The sequence below is a fragment of the Glycomyces algeriensis genome, from assembly GCF_027622855.1.
Taxonomy (GTDB): Bacteria; Actinomycetota; Actinomycetes; order Mycobacteriales; family Micromonosporaceae; genus Glycomyces; species Glycomyces algeriensis.
In genome coordinates this window covers 148,977-166,976 of the sequence record NZ_JAPZVR010000004.1, presented here as the reverse complement: position 1 = coordinate 166,976, position 18,000 = coordinate 148,977, and the positions used below count along the sequence as shown (strand labels likewise).

General features: G+C 71.1%; 13 protein-coding genes and 1 tRNA gene. 11 read left to right on the top strand and 3 right to left on the bottom strand.

Annotated features, from left to right (window positions below):
- The first annotated feature begins 29 nt into the window (after nucleotides 1–29).
- Nucleotides 30–707: an MgtC/SapB family protein gene (locus O2L52_RS09360; RefSeq protein ID WP_270115104.1), complete on the top strand. Its 678-nt coding sequence runs from the start codon at nucleotides 30–32 to the stop codon at nucleotides 705–707.
- A 109-nt stretch (nucleotides 708–816) separates the two neighbouring features.
- Complete coding sequence (locus O2L52_RS09355; RefSeq protein WP_270115103.1) at nucleotides 817–1,182, top strand: hypothetical protein; 366 nt, start codon at nucleotides 817–819, stop codon at nucleotides 1,180–1,182.
- Between the two features lie 103 nt (nucleotides 1,183–1,285).
- Here the strand turns inward: O2L52_RS09355 and O2L52_RS09350 are convergent.
- Nucleotides 1,286–1,362, bottom strand: a tRNA-Arg gene (locus O2L52_RS09350).
- Between the two features lie 423 nt (nucleotides 1,363–1,785).
- On the opposite strand from O2L52_RS09350, the gene O2L52_RS09345 reads away from it, so the two are divergent.
- A complete protein-coding gene (locus tag O2L52_RS09345) occupies nucleotides 1,786–2,787 on the top strand; it encodes a M48 family metallopeptidase (RefSeq protein ID WP_270115102.1) in 1,002 nt (333 codons plus the stop codon).
- 67 nt (nucleotides 2,788–2,854) lie between these two features.
- Here the strand turns inward: O2L52_RS09345 and O2L52_RS09340 are convergent, their stop codons facing one another.
- Nucleotides 2,855–4,195 carry a dipeptidase gene (locus O2L52_RS09340; RefSeq protein WP_270115101.1) on the bottom strand — a complete coding sequence of 447 codons (1,341 nt, stop codon included), beginning with the start codon at nucleotides 4,193–4,195 and terminating at the stop codon, nucleotides 2,855–2,857.
- A 235-nt stretch (nucleotides 4,196–4,430) separates the two neighbouring features.
- On the opposite strand from O2L52_RS09340, the gene O2L52_RS09335 reads away from it, so the two are divergent.
- On the top strand, nucleotides 4,431–5,234 hold the full coding sequence (locus O2L52_RS09335; protein ID WP_270115395.1) for an SURF1 family cytochrome oxidase biogenesis protein: 804 nt from the start codon (nucleotides 4,431–4,433) through the stop codon (nucleotides 5,232–5,234).
- Here O2L52_RS09335 and O2L52_RS09330 read toward each other — a convergent pair.
- A complete protein-coding gene (locus O2L52_RS09330; protein ID WP_270115100.1) occupies nucleotides 5,218–7,389 on the bottom strand; it encodes a transglycosylase domain-containing protein in 2,172 nt (723 codons plus the stop codon). The two genes, O2L52_RS09335 and O2L52_RS09330, sit on opposite strands and share 17 nt — an antisense overlap.
- A gap of 222 nt (nucleotides 7,390–7,611) precedes the next feature.
- On the opposite strand from O2L52_RS09330, the gene cobA reads away from it, so the two are divergent.
- From cobA to O2L52_RS09295, 7 genes are all read left to right on the top strand, one after another.
- Nucleotides 7,612–8,805, top strand: a complete 1,194-nt coding sequence (gene cobA, locus O2L52_RS09325; RefSeq protein WP_270115099.1) for a uroporphyrinogen-III C-methyltransferase — start codon at nucleotides 7,612–7,614, stop codon at nucleotides 8,803–8,805.
- A 336-nt stretch (nucleotides 8,806–9,141) separates the two neighbouring features.
- Entirely contained in the window at nucleotides 9,142–10,233 is a 1,092-nt protein-coding gene (locus O2L52_RS09320) for a P-loop NTPase family protein (protein ID WP_270115098.1), read from the top strand.
- Between the two features lie 332 nt (nucleotides 10,234–10,565).
- Nucleotides 10,566–13,190: a fibronectin type III domain-containing protein gene (locus tag O2L52_RS09315; protein WP_270115097.1), complete on the top strand. Its 2,625-nt coding sequence runs from the start codon at nucleotides 10,566–10,568 to the stop codon at nucleotides 13,188–13,190.
- A 12-nt stretch (nucleotides 13,191–13,202) separates the two neighbouring features.
- Entirely contained in the window at nucleotides 13,203–14,228 is a 1,026-nt protein-coding gene (locus tag O2L52_RS09310) for an AAA family ATPase (RefSeq protein ID WP_270115096.1), read from the top strand.
- Complete coding sequence (locus tag O2L52_RS09305; RefSeq protein WP_270115095.1) at nucleotides 14,225–15,535, top strand: DUF58 domain-containing protein; 1,311 nt, start codon at nucleotides 14,225–14,227, stop codon at nucleotides 15,533–15,535. Before O2L52_RS09310 ends, O2L52_RS09305 begins: the two co-directional genes overlap by 4 nt.
- Nucleotides 15,532–17,688 (top strand): transglutaminase TgpA family protein, encoded by a 2,157-nt coding sequence (locus tag O2L52_RS09300; RefSeq protein ID WP_270115094.1) that lies wholly within the window; start codon nucleotides 15,532–15,534, stop codon nucleotides 17,686–17,688. The genes O2L52_RS09305 and O2L52_RS09300 overlap by 4 nt, the downstream gene beginning before the upstream one ends.
- 92 nt (nucleotides 17,689–17,780) lie before the next feature.
- The gene (locus O2L52_RS09295; protein ID WP_270115093.1) at nucleotides 17,781–17,996 is read left to right on the top strand and encodes a DivIVA domain-containing protein; all 216 of its coding nucleotides are present in this window, start codon (nucleotides 17,781–17,783) and stop codon (nucleotides 17,994–17,996) included.
- Nucleotides 17,997–18,000: the final 4 nt, after the last annotated feature.

Here is an 18,000-nt window from a genome sequence, read left to right as displayed (position 1 = left end):
GCGCCCCGAAACGGGTACGCTGCGCGGTTATGGACCCTTTGACATATCTCGGCCCCCTCGGACTCGCACTGCTGCTCGGCCTCGCGGTCGGCGCCGAACGCGAATGGCAGGGCAAACCCGCCGGTATGCGCACGCACGCCCTCATCGCCGTCGGCACCTGCCTGTTCGTCCTCGCCGGCCGCTACGGCTTCCCCGAGACCGTGCCCGGCACCCCCGGCGTCGACCCCGCCCGCATCGCCGCACAGGTCGTCACCGGCATCGGCTTCCTCGGCGCGGGCGTCATCTTCTTCAACAAGAACATCGTCCACGGCATGACCACCGCCGCCTCGATCTGGTCCACCACCGCCATGGCCCTCGCCTGCGGCGCCGGCCTCTACTGGGCGGCCGTCGCCGTCGCCGTCGTGCAGCTCGCCGTCGTCGCCGGTCTCGCCCCCGTCGAGAACGCGCTCGCCCACCACGTGCGCCACGCCGGCCGGCTCCAGATCCGGTACACCAGCTCCGGCGCGCTGGCCGCAGCGCTCAAGAAATGCACCGAAGAGGGGTACAAGGTCACCGAGATGCAGGGCGAGGACGGCGACGGCTACGAGCGCACCACCGACTTCGTCCTCTCCGGACGCGGCCAGGTCGGCGACCTCACGGTGAAGCTCAGGACCATCGACGGCATCGAAGGCGTCAAGTACCACGAGGAGCAGTCGGACATCGTCTGAGCGGAGCGCGGCGCACCGCGGGCACGGCCGGACTACCCTCCGGCGCAAAGGCCCGGGGTGCACCGCCCGGGGCGCCGACTTTCCGAGCGACCCCAGGAGAGACACGACATTGCGACCGCACCACTGCACCGCTCTGGCCGCCGCGGTCCTCGCGCTCGCGGCGTGCAGCGCCGAACCCGAACCCGAGCCCGAACTCACGGCCACGGCCGACCAGGTCGCCGACTTCGTCGCCCGGGTGCTCGAATCGGAGTCCGGCGAACCGACCCAGGTCGACTGCGGGGACGACGAGCACATCGTCGTCGAGTCGGGGCTGGAGATCGCCTGCACCGTGGTCGACCCCGCCACCGGTGCCGAACTCGACGCCACCGCCACGCTGGAGATCATCGGACGCAGCGAGGGATGGCGGGCCCGAGTCGAAATGCCCGAGGAGCCCGGCACCGCGAGCCCGACCGACCGCGAAGGCGGATCCGGCTAGACGGCGCTTCAGAAGGCGTCTGCTACGGGAGGTGCTACTGATGCCCCTGAAAAGGGGAGCGCACTGTCGGCGGCTGATTTAGCGGGTCGTCTGCCTGCCGGTTTGGCGCGCCCGGCAGGATTCGAACCTGCGACCATTGGATTAGAAGTCCAGTGCTCTATCCAGCTGAGCTACGGGCGCCTGGCGGGGCCGCACAGGGCGCCGCGCCAGCGCAAGAATACCTGGGCACCGGCTCGCGAGGGGACCGGGGAGTCCAGAAGAGGGCATGGATACGGGGCGTCGCAAGAACACCCCAAACGATTCTCCACGACGCCCCGGAATTGCTGACCCACATCAATGAGTAGTCCCTGCGGGCCGGAGTGTCAAGCGCCGCACGGCGTGTTGACGCCGATTCGTTATCTCGCCCCCTTGTGGGCGGCAATGCCCGCTATGCGTCCCGACCACTTGGGCCCCTTGCGGACTCCCCGGGCGCAATCCGGCACCGGCCGGCGCCGGTCCAGGCCCGGAGTGCGGATCGGCCTGGGGCCCTGCCGTTCGCGCGCGGCCGCCGCCGCTGGCACCGCCGTGCCACACTTGCACCAGAGCCAACCGTGAGGGGCGAGCATGAGCGACGACCAGACACCGGCCGAAGGCGGTCCGGTCGAGATCAGGGACCCGGCTCGCGGGCCGGTCCTCCTGCGCGGCATATCGACCCGGGCCTGGGAGCACCCCGCCGACCGGGGCGCGCTCGTCGCACTGCGGGAGCTGCGCGGCTTCGACGTCGTCCTCCGCAAGGTCTCCGGGATGCTCTCCGAGCGGGCCCTGCGGCTGAGCCTCATGGGCTCCTCGATCCGCGTCGACCGCCACCAGTACGCGCGCGTGTACGAGGCCTACCAGCAGGTCGGCGCCGTGCTCGACGCCGTGGAACTGCCGGAGCTGTACATCACCCGCGACCCCGACCTGGGCGGGATGTGCATCGGCATCGACAAGCCGGTGATCGTGATCAACTCCGGCTCGGTCGAACTGCTCGACGACGCCGAACTGAAGTTCCTGCTCGCACACGAGCTGGGGCACGCCCTCTCCGGGCACGGGCTGTACCGGACCCTGCTGATGGTGCTGGTGCGGCTGACCACCTCGGTCGCCTGGATCCCCGTCGGCGTGGTGGGCCTGCGGGTCATCACCGCCGCGCTCTACGAATGGAGCCGCAAGGCCGAGCTCTCAGCCGACCGGGCCGGGGCGCTGGCGGTGCAGGACCCGGCCGCGGCCATCCGCGTCATGGCGAAGCTCGCCGGGGGCGGCGATCTGCACGATGTGGACACTGCGGCGTTCCTGGAGCAGGCCAAGGAGTTCGAGACGGGCGGGGACCTGCGCGACAGCTTCCTCAAGCTCATGCTGCTCGAGCAGCGCAGCCACGACTTCGCCGTGGCCCGCGCGGCCGCGGTCAAGTCCTGGATCGACGACGGCGAGTACCGCGAGTACCTCGCGGGCGACTACCCGAAGCGCGAGGACGACAAGGACGCGTCGATCGCCGCCGAGGCCAAGGCCGCCGCGAACTCCTACCGCCAGGTCTTCCAGACCTCGGAGGACCCGCTCGCGAAGGTGCTGCGCAAGGTCCGCGAACGGTAATCCTATAGGATAGATCCTATAGGAAACGGGGCCCGGACGGTTGTCCGAGCCCCGTTCCGCACTGTCGCTACCGCTTGAGCTTCTCCAGCAGGAGCGCCTCGGCCACGCAGACCCGCTCGAACATCGCGATGTCGAGCGACTCGTTGGGGCCGTGCGGGTTCGAGTACTGGTCCTCGACACCCGTGACCAGGATCGCGGCCTCCGGGAACAGCTCCTGGAAGGTCGCGATCATCGGGATCGAGCCGCCGACGCCGATCTCCACGGGCTCGGTGCCGTCCCAGGCCTCCGCGAACGCGGCGCGCGCGGCGTCGTAGGACGGCCCGGTCGCGTCGATCGCGCACGGGTCGCCAAGGCCGCCTTCAGGAGTCACCGTGACCTCCGCGCCCCACGGCGCGTTCGCCAGCAGGTGCTCCTCGACGGCCTTGAGCGCGTTCGCGGCCGAGTCGCCCGCGGCGAGCCGGAACGAGACCTTCGCGCGCGCCCGCGGCTGCAGCGCGTTCGCCGACTCCGCGGCGCCCGGCGCGTCGATGCCCAGCACCGTCGCGGTCGGCTTCGACCACAGCCGCTCGGTCAGCCGCCCGGTGCCGATGAACTCGGCGCCCGGGAGCATCCCCGCCTCGTGCCGCAGCGCCGCCTCGTCGTAGTCGAGGTCCGAGCTGCGACCCGAGACCAGGCCCGCGACGGCCACGTCGCCGGCGTCGTCGTGCAGGGTCGCGACGAGCCGCGCGAGCGCGGTCAGCGCGTCGGGCACCGGCCCGCCGAACAGCCCCGAGTGCACCGCGCCCTTGAGGACCGCGACCTCCACGTACACGTTGATGACCCCGCGCAGCGTGGTCGTCAGGGCCGGGACCTCCGTGCGCCAGTTCTGCGAGTCGGCGATGACCACCACGTCGGCGGCCAAGAGGTCCTGGTGCTCGCGCAGCAGCCCCTCGAGCGTGGGGGAGCCGAACTCCTCCTCGCCCTCGATGAGGAGCTTCACGCCCACCGGCGGCTTCCCGCCGTAGGCGCGCAGCGCGGCGACGTGCGCCATCACCCCGGCCTTGTCGTCGGCGACGCCGCGGCCGTACAGCCGCCCGTCCTTCTCGACCACGGTGAACGGGTCGGGCTGCTCCCACTTCGCGAGGTCGCCGACCGGCTGCACGTCCTGGTGGGCGTACAGCAGCACCGTCGGCTGGCCCGCGGGCGCGGGGAAGTGCGCGTACACGCTCGGCTGCCCGCCGCCGTGGGAGAGCTGGCGCGCCTCGGCCGCGCCGGCCTCCTCGAGGAGGCGCTGGACGGCGTTCGCGCCCTGGCGGACCGGCTCGTGGTCGAGTCCTTCGAAGGCGATCGCCGGGATCTTGACGAGGGCCTCCAGATCGGCGCGCACCGCGGGCATGGCGGCGCGCACCGCATTCACTACATCGCTCATGAGGCGCAAGTGTAGAGCGGGTCTAGGGGGTGGGCGAGGCCCCTGGGCGAGCCGGTATCCGAGTCCGTTGGTTCGCTCGCATCGTCGATTGACGGCTCGCAAGCTTCGCCGAGACCGCGGAAGGGCCTCCGCATACCGGTGTTGTATGCGGAGGCCCGACAACGCAGTGAGCGGGCCAACGGGCCGGATAGCGGCCGTCAGGGGGCCTCGCCCACCCCCTAAACTTTGCGGCGTGATGCAGCGGTACCGATTCGTCCTCGCACCTCGCTGGCTCCTGCTGACGCTGGCGGGCCTGGTCGTGATGGTCGTGTGCGTGCTGCTCTCCCAGTGGCAGTGGGGCCGGGCGGTCGAGCGCGCGGCCGCGAACGACGTCATCGAGCACAGCCGCGAGGCCGCGCCGCTCGACGCGACCCTGCCCCCCGGGGAGGGCCTGGACGACGACGTGCGCTGGACCCTCGTGGAGGCCACCGGCGTCTACGACACCGAGAACGAGATCGTGCTGCGCGCCCAGACGAACAACAGCCTCAACGGCTTCGAGATCGTCACGCCGCTCGTCCTGGCGGACGGCACCGCCATCCTCGTCGACCGCGGCTTCGTCGCCTCCGAGAACACCGGCAGCGTGCCCGACTACCCGGCGGCGCCGGCCGGCGAGGTCACTGTCACCGGCCGCGTCTACGAGTACGAGGAGTCCAGCGGCGCTGTCAGCGAGGCCGACGGCCACCTCGAATCGCGCCGCCTGAGCATCGACATGCTCGGCCCGCACCTCGACTACGAACTGCGCTCCGCGTGGATCGCCGACATCGAGCCGGCCGAGGGCTTCACCGCCCTGGAGACGCCCTCGTTCAAGGACTGGCAGAACTACTCGTACGCGGTCCAGTGGGCGCTGTTCGCGGCCATGGTCCCCGTAGGGTGGGTCGTCCTCGCGCGCCGCGAGCGCCGCGACATGGACGACGAAGGCGCGGCCGAGAACGGCGAAGCGGCCCCCGGCGAGGAGCCGGAGGCCGCTGCCACGTCCGAGGCGGTCAATCCCCGTACATGATGTCGCGCGACGGGGGTTTGAACTTGACCTCCTCCACGCCCTTCAACGCGTCCCTGAAGATCTTCCCCGCCGTCTCCTTCGACTTGGTCGTGTTCGACTTGCCCACCGGGTTGAAGATGTAGTCCGGGTCGGCCATGAACGCGCCCACCGTCAGCTGCGGCGTGTAGCCCAGGAACCACGAGGCCCGGTCGCCGTCAGTCGTACCGGACTTGCCGGCCACGGGCCGCCCGGCCAGCGCGCCGACGATCTTCGAGGTGCCCCAGGGCCCGCACTGCGCGCCCTTGCGCTGGGTCTCGGTGACGCACCGGGCGGCGTCCGTCGCGGCCCGCGCCACGTCCTCGTCCAGTTCCTGGTGGCAGCGCGGCGTGGCCGCGTCGAGCTCCTGGCCCTCGGGATCGATGATCCGCAGCGCCGGTATCGGCTCGCAGTAGAGGCCCTCGGCGGCGAGCGTGTTGAAGACGTTCGTCATCTCGATCGGCTGCACGTCGGAGACGCCCAGCGTGAACGGCCCCCAGCCCGAGCGCCGCTCCTCGGAGGCGTAGTACGCGTCCCCTTCGGAGCGCCACTGCAGGCCCATCCGCTCGGCCATCTCCACGGTCTTGTCCGCGCCCACCCGGTCGATGAGCTGCGCGAAGTACGTGTTCACCGACATCCCGAACCCGGACCACATGTCGCGGTTGCCGGCCATCGCGGCCGAGCCGTTCTTCGGGCACCATCTGCCGCCGCACGCCGTGGTCGCCGAGACGAAGCTCGTGGCGACCCGGTTGGGGGAGCTGATGTTGTAGTCCAGCGGGTAGCCCGCGTCGAGCGCCGCGAGCATCGTGAAGACCTTGAACGTCGATCCGGCCTGGTAGCCGCCTTCGGCGCCGCCGCCGAGCACCGGGTTCACCGTGTTCGGGTAGTTGCCCTTGCGGTCGAAGGACGGGTTCGAGTGCGGGCCGTTGTGCTTCTGGTCGTACGAGAAGGTCCGGTTCAGGCCCATCGCCTTGATCCGGCCGGTGCCCGGCTCCATCACCACCGCGCCGTGCGCGAGCCTCGAATCCTCGCTCTGGGCGTCGTTGACGTGCTTGTTCGCCATCTTCTGGATGTCGGGGTCGAGCGTGGTGATGATCGTGTACCCGCCTTGGCGCAGCTCGCGCTCGCGCTCGGCCGGGGTCGCCCCGAAGGCGTCCTGCTCGCGCCACCAGCGACGGAAGTAGTCGCAGAAGAACCCGAACTCGGTGGGCGTGCCCTGGATGCCGATGCACGAGTTCGGCGGGTCCGAGACCTGCAGCTCGATCGGCAGGCCGCGCACCTCGGAGGCGTCGCCGCGCGAGAGGTAGTCGATGTCGACCATCCGGTCGAGCACCCAGTTGCGGCGCCCGAGCGCCTGCGTCTGGTCCGAGGTGATCGGGTCGTACGCCGAGGGCGCCTGCACGAGCCCGGCGAGCGTCGCCGACTCCTGCAGGTTCAGCTCGGACGGGTGCTTGGAGAAGTACACCTGCGCGGCGGCGAAGATCCCGTACGCGTTGTGCCCGAAGTACGCCTGGTTGAGGTAGCGCTCGAGGATCTGGTCCTTCGTGAGCTGCTCCTCGACGGCCATCGCGAGGCGGGCCTCAGTGAGCTTGCGGGTGGCGGTCTGCTCGGTGGCGGCGATGACCTCGTCGATCGTCTCGGCGTTGAGCTGGAGCGCGCCACGCACGTACTGCATGGTGATCGTGGAGGCGCCCTGCTCGACCCCGCCGGAGGAGTTGTTGGCGACCATGGCGCGCACGATGCCCCGGTAGTCGACCCCGTTGTGCGTGTAGAACCGGGAGTCCTCGGCGGAGACCATGGCCTGCTGCATGACGGGCGCGACCTCGTCGAGCGCGACGTGGCGGCGGAACTCGTCGTAGAACAGGCTCACGAGCGTCTCGCCGTCGGCCGCGTACACGTACGAGGTCAGCGGCGGGTCGGTCTCGGTGACCTCCACGGAGAGCGTGTCGATCGAGTCGAACCCCGCTTTCGCGCTCAAGCCGGCCATCGCGGCGAGCGGGAACACCAGGGCCGCGATCGCGAGCCCGGCGAGCAGGCTCGTGCGCAGCAGCGCGTACACGCCTTCGGCGGATGGTCCGGGTTCGTCGCTCCCATGTGCGGACAGTCCGGGCACACGGTGCTGGCGGGGTCGATCACGCATATATCCAGCCTAGGGCACATGGAGGGGGCCAAGGTGAAAAAACTCACGAGCACTGGCACTGCTTTCCCAAAGGCCCTGAACGCAATGGGAGCTCGCATAACACTGGCCGTTTCGCGCCTCGCGGGTTTCGCGTAACAGGCTCGCAATCCGCCGGATAGATGAACGCGACGAAACCCGCATACGCTTGTCGAGTCTTAACGGGGAGTGCTGGAGGAGGCACACGTGTCGGTCTATGAGATCGGGCTGCGGTTGCAGGGCAAGTCGGTGCTCGTCGTCGGCGGCGGTTCCATCGCCGGCCGCCGGGTGCCGCGACTCCTGGCCGCCGGCGCCCGCGTCCTGCTGGTCGCCCCCGAGGCGACCACCACCCTCTCCGACTACGCCGCCGCCGGCGAGATCCAGTGGGAGGCGCGCGAGTGGCGCTCGGGCGACGGCGACGACGCCTGGTTCGTGCTCGCCGCCACCGACTCGCCCGAGGTCAACGCGGCCGTCGCCGCCGAGGCCGAGGCCCGCCGCACCTGGTGCGTGCGTGCCGACGACGCTGCGGCCTCCGACGCCTGGACGCTCGCGCAGACCGAGTTCGACGGCATCTCCGTGGCGGTCTCCGCCTCCGGCGACCCCCGCCGCGCCGCCTCGGTCCGCGACGCGATCGCCGCGGGCCTGCGCACCGGCGACATCGACGCGCCCCGCAGCCGCCACGCCCGCCCGGCGGGCGTGGCCCTCGTGGGGGCCGGACCCGGCGACGCCGACCTCATCACCCTCCGCGGCCTCGAGCTGCTGCGCCAGGCCGAAGTGGTCGTCTCCGACCGGCTCGCCCCGCAGGAGCTGCTCGACATGCTCGGCGAGGACGTCGAGATCGTCGACGCCGCGAAGCTCCCGTACGGGCGGCACACCACGCAGGAGCAGATCAACGCCGTCATGGTCGAACGCGCCCTCGAAGGCAAGTTCGTGGTGCGCCTCAAGGGCGGCGACGGGTTCGTCTTCGGCCGCGGCGCCGAAGAGCTCGACGCCTGCCTCGAAGCCGGAGTGCCCGTCGAGGTCGTCCCCGGCCTCTCCTCCTCCATCGCCGGACCGGCCGCCGCCGGCATCCCCGTGACCGAGCGGGGCGTCGTGCACGACTTCACCGTCGCCACCGGCCACGTCCCGCCCGGCCCCCAGAGCAAGGTCAACTGGGCCGCGCTCGGCGCCGGGAACGGCACGGTCGTGTTGCTCATGGCCGTCAAGAACCGCGCCGCGATCGCCGCCGCGCTCATCGAGGGCGGGCGCTCGCCGCAGACCCCCGTGCGCATCGTCGAGAACGCGACCACGAAGAACCAGACCGTCCGCAATTGCGCGCTCGCCGACCTCGGTGTCACCGAAGCGCACCACCCGTCCGTCATCGTCATCGGAGACGTCGCCGGGAGGGCCCGCGAACTGTGAGTTCCCGCAGGTAGAAGCTGGAATTGGGGGGGGGGGGGGGGGGGGGGGGGGGGCGGGGGGGGCGGGGGGGGGGGGGGGGGGGATCTAAAACACGCCCCGACCGGGGTGCCCCCTCGTCTCCTTGGGCGTGGGGCGGGGCCGGGGCGCTCCCCCCCCCCCCCCGCCGCAGTTTTACCTGATCCACTCTTTACAAGGCCGACCACAGGCCGTAATATTCGTCCATCAACAGCGCAGCGATCGTTGCGCTAAACCACCGTGGTCACGTTCTGCACCACCGGTGTACTTCCATTCAAGCGGGAGATCCCGCTGACCCTTTCTGTCCTTTTTGGAGTGTGCATGCGCATTCGTGAGTTCTCCGCTGAGCTCGCTTCGCGGCTCAAAGTCGCCTACGCGGTCCGGAATGTCGACCTGACATCACCCGGGCTGACCCTGGTCGACGGATGCGCGCCCCGACCCGGCCACATCCTGGCCGCGCGGGTCGACGCGATCGGGCACCACAACTGGCTCGAGCTCGGCAACGGCCGCAAGGCCGCCATCTACCCGGGGGACGAGATCCTCCTGGCCTTCGGCGAGCGCTACGCGCCTGACCAGTACGAGTCCCGCGTGCCCGAGGTCCTCGGCAGCTCCGTGGACCTCGTCGCCGCCGGCGGCGTCGCGGGCGAGGTCCTCTCGCGCCACGGCGACATGCGCCCGCCGACCCGCCTGGAGCCGCTCGGCATCCTCGCCGACCGCGAAGGCGTGCCGATCGACCTGCGGCGCTACAACGTCCTCGCGCCGTTCGGCCTCGGCGACCACCCGCCCGTGGTGTGCGTCGTCGGCACCTCCATGAACGCCGGCAAGTCCACCACCGCCGCCAGCGTGATCCGCGGCCTGTCGCGCGGCGGCCGCCGCGTCGCCGGCATCAAGATCACCGGGACCGGCGCCGGGGGCGACCCCTGGATGTTCCGCGACTCCGGCGCGGTCGTCGCCGCCGACTTCACCGACGGCGGCTACCCGACCACCGCGGGCATCCCGGTGCCCGAACTCGCCGACCTCGCCCAGACGCTCTACCACCACGCCGCCGCGCACGACGTCGACGCCGTGGTCATGGAGATCGCCGACGGCATCCTCCAGGCCGAGACCTCCGCGCTCCTCGAGCACCCGCTCGTGCGCGAACTCGTCGACGGCGTCGTCCTCGCCGCGGCCGACGCCGCCGGTGCCCGCTACGGCGCGCTGCACCTGCGGAGCCTGGGCCTCCCGGTGATCGCCGCCTCCGGCAAGCTCACCCAGTCGCACCTGGCGATCCGCGAGGCCATGGCGGGCATGGAGGCTCCGGTCTACACTCCCGGCGAACTCGCCGAGGCGCACGTGGCCCAGGAGATCCTGGCGCTCGCGGGCGTCGCCCGCGCCCGCCGCGCAGGCGTCCTCGAGCTCGGCGAGGCCGCCTAGCGAAGACCCGATGCGAAGACGAACATCGGCGGCGTGCACAGCGTCGCCGAGCGAGAACAGGCAGATGGAAGACCGAGGCGGTGCGCACAACGCACCGCCCCTTTGTGTTATCAGGACACTTTCATACCTGCCGGTACGTGTCGGTAACCTGACCCGCTCATGCCACTTCGGCCCACCCCGGACCGATACCTTTTCGTGACAATGGCAGCCTAGTCCTAGTTGCGCTGACGAATTAGGCTCGGATTCGCGTGCCGCCCCCACGGCACCAGGGGCCCTTCTGGCGCTCGCGCCCCACAACCGGCATAGCTGACCCCGCAGAGGATTTCCCCCTTATGACCACTCGCAACGTCGATGCCAGACGCCTCAACGTCAAGGGCCTGCTCATCGCGATAGGCCTGCCGGTGGTGCTCGTGGGCGCGCTGGTCGCGACCCTGCTGGGCACGGGCGCGTTCAGCCGCGACAGCGAGCTGGAGGACGAGAGCCTGTGGCTGTGGACGACCCCGGCCGGCGAGATCGCCCGGGTCAACGGCCTCACCGCCGCCACCGACGTGCGGTTCCCCCTCACCGACGCGGCGGGTAATGAGGTGCAGATCGTCCAGACCGACTCGCACCTCCTGCTGCGCGAGATCGCCTCGGGCAAGGTCTCGGCGATTGACCTGTCCACCCTCGAACTGACCGGCGAGGCCGCGACGGCCCCCGGCGAAGGCGTGCGCCTGGCGCTCGCCGATGAGGGCGCGTTCATCATCGACCAGACGCAGGGCCTGGTGAACCAGGTCGACCCGAGCACGCTCACGGCGATCGGCGACCCGCTGCAGTTCCCCGCCGGTCTCACCGGCGGCGCGTTCGACCGGGGGGGCAAGCTGTGGGTCGGCGTCCCCCGCGAGGGCACGATCGTGCAGATCGAGCCGAAGGACGAGGGCGCGAAGACCATCGCGACCGAGGTCGTGGCCGAGCCGCGCCAGGAACTGGCGCTCACCGTCCTGGGCGACGGTGTGGCCGTGCTGAACTCGACCGCGAAGCAGATGACGACGATCCGCTCCGATGGGCGCAAGTCGGTCACCGACGTCGAGCTGGCCGGTCCGGCCGAGACTGCCGATACGAGCCCGGGCACGATCGCCTCGGTGACCGTGACGGACCCGCCGTCGGTCATCACCGTGAACGATGAGGAGTCGAAGCACTTCGCCATCGACGCCGCCCCGTCGAACCTGCTCGGCGCGTCGGTCGAGTTCCACCAGCGGATCTACGTCCCCGACGGCACCTCCGGCCTGGTGTGGGTCTACGACCTGGACGGCAAGGAGCTGGACCGGATCGAGATCGACGCGGGCGGCGGCCCGGTCGAGATGTACCACACCGGCGACACGCTCTTCGCCAACGCGGTGAACACCAATGCCGCCGTGGTCGTCTCCTCGGACGGCAACGCCCGTCAGGCGGAGAAGGACCGCGACGACATCCTCGGCGGCAACGCCCCGCCCGAGGACGAGGAAGAAGCGGGCGACGAAGGCGACGAGGAGGGCGACGAGGAGTCCGCTCCCCAGATCGGCCCGCCCGGCGCGGTCACCAACCTGCGCGGCACCGTCGGCGACGGCCTCATCAACCTCTCTTGGGACGCCGCGCCGAACAACGGCTCCGCGCTCACCAAGTACACGATCGAAGGCGCCGGCGAGACCTGGGAGATCGCCCCGGACCAGCGGGTCCTGGAGATCGGCGACCTCACCAACGGCACGCCGTACACCTTCACCGTGACCGCGCACAACGCCGAGGGCCAGGGCGAATCGGCCACCTCGCCGTCGATCACGCCTTCGGCCGACGTGCCCGACCCGGTCGGCAGTGTCGAGGCAACGGCCAACAACGACGGCACCGTCACCGTGAAGTGGGACGAGGCCAACGGCCAGGGCAACGATGTCACCGGCTACCAGGTCGAGGCCATCGCTTCCGGGACGCAGCTCGTGGTCGGCCAGTCCGACTCGACCACGTTCACCGTTCCCGCAGGGACTCTGGACTACGGCAACCAGTACGTGTTCCAGGTGACGACCCTCGCCGGTGCGGCGGCCTCGTCGCCCTCGGCGCCGTCGAACACCGTGACGCCGTTCAACGTGCCCGACGCGCCGAGCAACCTCCTCGCGGAGACCGCGAGCGACGCTGCCGGATCGATCGACGTGACCTGGCAGCAGCCGTCCAACAACGGCCGCGACATCACCAAGTACATCGTCAAGGCGGGGACGCAGACCGTCGAGGTCGCCGGGAACACCACCACCGCCCGCGTCTCGGGCATCGAGAACGGCGCCACGGTGCCCGTCTCGGTCGTCGCGGTCAACGAGGCCGGCGAATCCGCGCCGGCGGAGACCACCTCGAACACCATGAGCGCGCCGACGATCCAGATCTCGAGCCACGACTCCACGGCCACCCAGATCAACCTGCATCTGACCTTCGACGACGGGGGCGGGAACGCGACCTGCGAACTGCTCATGGACGGCGTTCCTCAGAGTTCCGCGGACTGCCCCGGCACTTACGCCGTCACCAACCTCAATGCCTCGACCGAGTACTCGATGCAGGTGCGGATCTCGAACCCCGCCGGGAACTCGACATCGAGCACCTACACGGCATCGACTGCGACCGTCACGGGCAAGGTCTACTTCCGGTGCGACGAGGGCTACAACACCGACTACTGCGACTCCGTCAACGGTGTCGGCGTCTACCCGCAGGCCAGCCAATCCGGCAGCAGTCTCGGGACCACCAACACGCCGACGAGCTACAAGGCGTACTGCTGGACCACGGGCGACACGACCATCAGCCCGCGCGGCACCGAGGGCGGCCAGGCCGTCGACTACCACCCCGGCAAAGACGCCTCGAACAAGTGGGTCAAGATCGACTACGCTGCCAACGCGTACATCCCATTCGTGTGGTTCAACATCGACGGAGTCGGTAAGAACTCCACCGGGGATCTTCCCCAGTGCTAGCAGGAGAAACGAATGCACGACACCTCGCAGACCCACCCGCTGCAAGTGCCTAAGCGCCTGCAGCAGCCGGTCCAGCTTGGCGCCGCGCATGCCGAGCAGTTCGCGGCGACCTTCGAAGCCCTCGCCGCGGCCGTCGACACCGTCCTCCTCGGCAAGCAGGAGGTCGTGCGGCTGGCGCTGACGGCGATGTTCTCCCAGGGGCACATCCTGCTCGAGGACGTGCCCGGGACCGGCAAGACCACGCTCGCCCGGACGATCGCCGCCGCGGTCTCCGGGCAGTGGCGGCGCATCCAGTTCACGCCGGACCTCCTGCCCTCCGACGTGTCGGGCGTGACGATCTTCAACCAGGCCAGCGGCGCCTTCGAGTTCCACCCCGGCCCGGTCTTCGCGAACATCGTGATCGCCGACGAGATCAACCGGGCCAGCCCGAAGACCCAGTCCGCGCTCCTGGAGGTCATGGAGGAGGGCCGCGTGACCGTGGACGGCAACCCGCACCAGGTGCCGCAGCCGTTCCTCGTCGTCGCCACCCAGAACCCCGTCGAGATGGACGGCACCTACCGCCTCCCCGAGGCCCAGCTCGACCGCTTCCTCGTGAAGCTCTCCGTCGGCTACCCCGTGGAGGCCGCCGAGATCGAGGTCCTGCGCGGCACCCACCAGCGCAGCCCCGAGCACCTCGCCCCGGTCGTCGACACCGAGACCGTGGCGCAGATGGCGGACATGGCCAAGAACGTCTACATCGCCGAGCCGCTGTACGCGTACCTCGTGCAGCTCGCGAACGCGACCCGGAACCACCCGCAGGTGGCCGTCGGCGTCAGCCCGCGCGGTCTCATCGCGCTGACCAGGGCCGCGAGCGTGTTCGCGCTCTCGCAGGGCCGCACCTACATCATTCCCGAAGACGTGAAGGCCCTCGCCGGACCGGTGTTCTCGCACCGCATCCAGACGGCCCCCGACGCAGCGATGCGCGGCATCACCGGTGCCCAGATCGTCGCGGACGCCTTCGACCAGGTCCCCGTGCCACTGCCGGCCTCGGCGGCATGAGCGAGACCGGTCGGGCCGCCGGAGCCGGACCGGGCGAGGCCGACAAGTCCATTTTGTCCCGTGGTAGGGGCGGGCGCCGCGCCGCAGCCGGTCCGGGGTCCGTGTCGCGCCTGCAGAACCTCGCGCTCGCCGTCCCGGTCACCGGACGCGGCGTCGCCCTCGCCCTCGCCGCGGCCGGACTGCTGCTCGCCGGCTGGATCTGGGGCTACCCGGAGTTCGCGACGCTCGGCGCCGCCGCCGCGCTCGCCTGCGTCGCCGCCGGTTCGGTGATCGCCGCGAGGCCGCGCCTCGAAGTCGAGCGGTCCGTCACCCCCGACCGGATCTCGGTGGGCCACACCGCCACCGTCCAGCTCAACGTGCGCAACGCCGGCCGCTGGCGCGCCGTGAACGCCCGCGCCGTCGACGCCTACGGAGGGCCGGGCCTCGAGACCCGCCGCGTCGCCGTCCCCCTCGCGCGACTGCGTCCGGGCCGCAGCGCCGGAGCGAGCTACGCGATCCAGGCCGAGCGTCGCGGCGTGGTCGACGCCGGGCCGCTGGGCATCGGCAAACGCGACCTCCTGGGTCTCGCTGCGACCGCCGGGAACTTCGGCCCCACCGCGCGCCTGTGGATCCACCCGCGCCTCCACCAGCTCGCCCGCACCCCCGACGGCCTCGCCCGCTCCCTCGAAGGCACCGCCGACAAGGTCGAGCAGGGATCGCTCACGTTCCACGCCCTGCGCGAGTACGTGATCGGCGACGAGCTGCGGCACGTCCACTGGCGCACCTCCGCGCGCATCGGCAAGCTCATGGTCAAGGAGCACCTCGACACCTCGCTGCCCACCGTCGCGATCGCGATCGACGACCGCGCCGAAGCCTGGGCCGCCGCAGGCGCGCCCGCCGGGCAGCCCTGGGCCGCGCCCTTCGAGGCCGCCTGCGAAGCCGCCTACTCGGTCCTCACCGCCTGCTTCCGCGCCGAGTACCACGCCGCGCTCGTGCCCGCCTCCGGCGCGGTCGTCTCCGGCGCCGGCCGCGACTCCTACGGCGACCTCCTCGCCGAGCTCAACCCGGACGCGAAGGACTCGCTGAGCGCCTACGTCTCCCGCCTCACCGCCGCCCGCTACGGCGACACGCTCGTGTGGATCACCGGCACCGAACCCCCCACGGACCGCCTCGCGACCCTCAAGCGCGCCTACCCCACCGTGATCGCCGTCCACCTCGCGGCCGGACTCCCCACCTCCGCCTCGCTCGCCGGAGGCGTGCCCACCATCCGAGCCGCCGACGGCGAGCAGTTCGCCGCGGCCTGGAACAACGGCGGGACCCGGCTGTGAGCGGCGCGAACCCGGACCAGCGGCGGCAGCGCCGCGCCCGCTACCGCCTGCGCATCGCCGCCGTCGCCGCCTGCCTCACCCTCATGTGCCTGGTCGCCGGCACCGTCGCGGCCCGCGTCTACCACGGCCGGATGCTCCTGCTGCTGGTCGCCGGGGCCGCGTTCGCGGCGTTCGCGATCGGCTTCGCCCTCCGCAACAAGCCCTCGTTCCTCGCACCGGGCGCCTCAGCCACCGGCCTGGCCGCCTACCTCCTCGGCGCCATCGCCCTCACCAGCGACGGCACCGACCCGCTCGGCGCCACCGCGGTCGACGCGCTCGTCAACGCCGTGCCCCGCACCCTCACCGCGCTCATCCCCGTCGAGCCCATGCCGGACACCGTGGTCGTGCCCGTCTTCCTGACCTGGCTCGCCGCCACCCTCTCGTGCGAGTTCGCGATCCGCTACGGCCGCACGCTCCTGGGCTGCCTGCCGCCGACCCTCCTGTACGGCGCGGGCCTCTACCTCGTCGGCCCGAACGCCGACGCCGGGCCGCTCTACGCCATCGTCTACTGCGTGCTCGCCGCCGTCGCGCTGGCGGTGACGGCCGCGCCGCCCGAGCGGCGGCCCGACCGCGACGCCACTGTGGACGGCGAGACGCCGTCGCGCACCCCCGCACTCATGGGCGCGGTCGTCACGACCACGGTGCTGGTCGCGGCGGTCGCGGTCCTCGGCCCGGCGGCGGCCCGGCTGGTCACGACCAGCCCCGGCGACCCGCGCGAGTACGTGGAGCCGCCGCAGCTCACGGACATCGACCTCAACCCGCTCGTGCGCATCGCCGAATGGGCGAAATTCCCCGAGCAGGAGCTGTTCAAGGCGGACACGAGCGACGACGCCTGGATGCGCCTCGCCGTGCTCACCGAGTACGACGGCACCACCTGGCAGTCCACCGGCGACTTCCGCACCGCGGGCACCGTGGTGCCGGGCGCGGGCGAGGCCACCTACTCGGCGGACGTCGAGATCATCGAGCTCGGGGGCAAGCTCGTGCCCGCCCCCGCCGACCCCGCGGGCGTCACCGATCTGCCGATCGCCGTGAACCTCTACACGAAGTGCCTGCTCACCCCGGACGGCCTCGCGACCGGCACGAGCTTCCACGTCGACTCCGCGCTCGTGGGCAACGACCCGGCAGGCGCCGAGTCGGCCCGCCCGGACCTCTCGGACGCGACGACAGTCGCCATCACGCCCGGGACCCCCGAGATCATGGTCCAGATCGCCGAGTACATCACCGCCACCTACGAAACGCCTTACGAACGGGCCCAAGGGCTCGCGGACTTCCTCTCCCAGCACTACTCCTTCGACGCCGAGGCGCCGTCGGGCCACGACCTGCCCGCCCTCGGGTTCTTCCTCGGCAGCCCCGTGACCGCCGGCGGCCAGCGCGGCACCTCGGAGCATTTCGCCTCCGCGTACGCCGTGATCGCGCGCCTGGTGGGCCTGCCGAGCCGGGTGGTCGTCGGCTTCGACGTGCCGTCGGGTGCGAGCACCGTGACGGCCGCGCAGGGCCAGGCCTGGCCTGAGATCGCGTTCGACGGGCCCGGGTGGGTCCGGTTCGACCCGATGCCGGCCGCGGGGGTCGCCCCGATCCCGCCGGAGGACACGCTGGAGCAGATGGAGGAGGAGACGCCGAGCCCGGAGGAGGCCGAGGGCGGCGGCGGTGAGGCCGAGGACTTCAACGACGAGGCGCTGGAGCAGGACGGCGACTTCAACGAGGAGGCCGGGAGCGAGGACGCGGGGATCCCGCGCTGGGTCTGGTACGCGTTGGCCGCGCTGCTGCTGGCCTGCGTCCCGTTGGCGCTCAAGGCGAGGCGGGCGCTGCGGCGGCGGCGCCGGCTCCGGAAGGGCACGCCTGCGGAGCGCATCGCGGGGGCCTGGGCGGAGGTGCTGGCGGAGGCCGGCCGGGCGGGCGTGAAGGTGCCCGCCCATGCGAACGCGGAGGAGGCCGCGGTGCGGCTCGGCGCGCTGGAGGCGGATGTGGGGGCGCTGCCGCGGCTGGTGAACGCCGCGGCGTTCGCGCCCGGTGCGGTCTCGAAGGCGGACGCGGATGCGGCGACGGCACTGGTCGCACCCTTTTCGCGGACAATCCGGCATCAAGTGAATTGGGTGCGACGTTTCCTCACTTAACTTGTGGCCGTTACGAGTTGTTATGACCGTCGAAAATTCATCAAGGGCAGGGCGATCCCACTCAGTGGTGCAGACCTGGCAGACTGTGACGTATGGAGAACCCCTTCTTCTCTGTCCGTTTCCGCGGATACGACCGAGCCCAAGTCGACCGTGCCGTGGCCCGCATCAGGCAAGCCACCGACGCCGGCGCGCCCCCGCACCCCGACTCCCTCAAGAACCTCGGCTTCCAGCTGACCATGCGCGGGTACGACACCAAGGAGGTGGACGAGTACTTCACCGAGGTCGCGAGAACCCTTCGCGGCGGCTAGTCTG

Excerpts from the sequence above, each read along its gene's own strand:
- O2L52_RS09360 (WP_270115104.1), top strand. The coding sequence starts at position 30 with ATGGACCCTTTGACATATCTCGGCCCCCTCGGACTCGCACTGCTGCTC.
- O2L52_RS09345 (WP_270115102.1), top strand. The coding sequence starts at position 1,786 with ATGAGCGACGACCAGACACCGGCCGAAGGCGGTCCGGTCGAGATCAGG.
- O2L52_RS09340 (WP_270115101.1), bottom strand. The coding sequence starts at position 4,195 with ATGAGCGATGTAGTGAATGCGGTGCGCGCCGCCATGCCCGCGGTGCGC.
- O2L52_RS09335 (WP_270115395.1), top strand. The coding sequence starts at position 4,431 with ATGCAGCGGTACCGATTCGTCCTCGCACCTCGCTGGCTCCTGCTGACG.
- O2L52_RS09330 (WP_270115100.1), bottom strand. The coding sequence starts at position 7,389 with ATGCGTGATCGACCCCGCCAGCACCGTGTGCCCGGACTGTCCGCACAT.
- O2L52_RS09320 (WP_270115098.1), top strand. The coding sequence starts at position 9,142 with ATGCGCATTCGTGAGTTCTCCGCTGAGCTCGCTTCGCGGCTCAAAGTC.
- O2L52_RS09315 (WP_270115097.1), top strand. The coding sequence starts at position 10,566 with ATGACCACTCGCAACGTCGATGCCAGACGCCTCAACGTCAAGGGCCTG.
- O2L52_RS09310 (WP_270115096.1), top strand. The coding sequence starts at position 13,203 with ATGCACGACACCTCGCAGACCCACCCGCTGCAAGTGCCTAAGCGCCTG.
- O2L52_RS09305 (WP_270115095.1), top strand. The coding sequence starts at position 14,225 with ATGAGCGAGACCGGTCGGGCCGCCGGAGCCGGACCGGGCGAGGCCGAC.
- O2L52_RS09295 (WP_270115093.1), top strand. The coding sequence starts at position 17,781 with ATGGAGAACCCCTTCTTCTCTGTCCGTTTCCGCGGATACGACCGAGCC.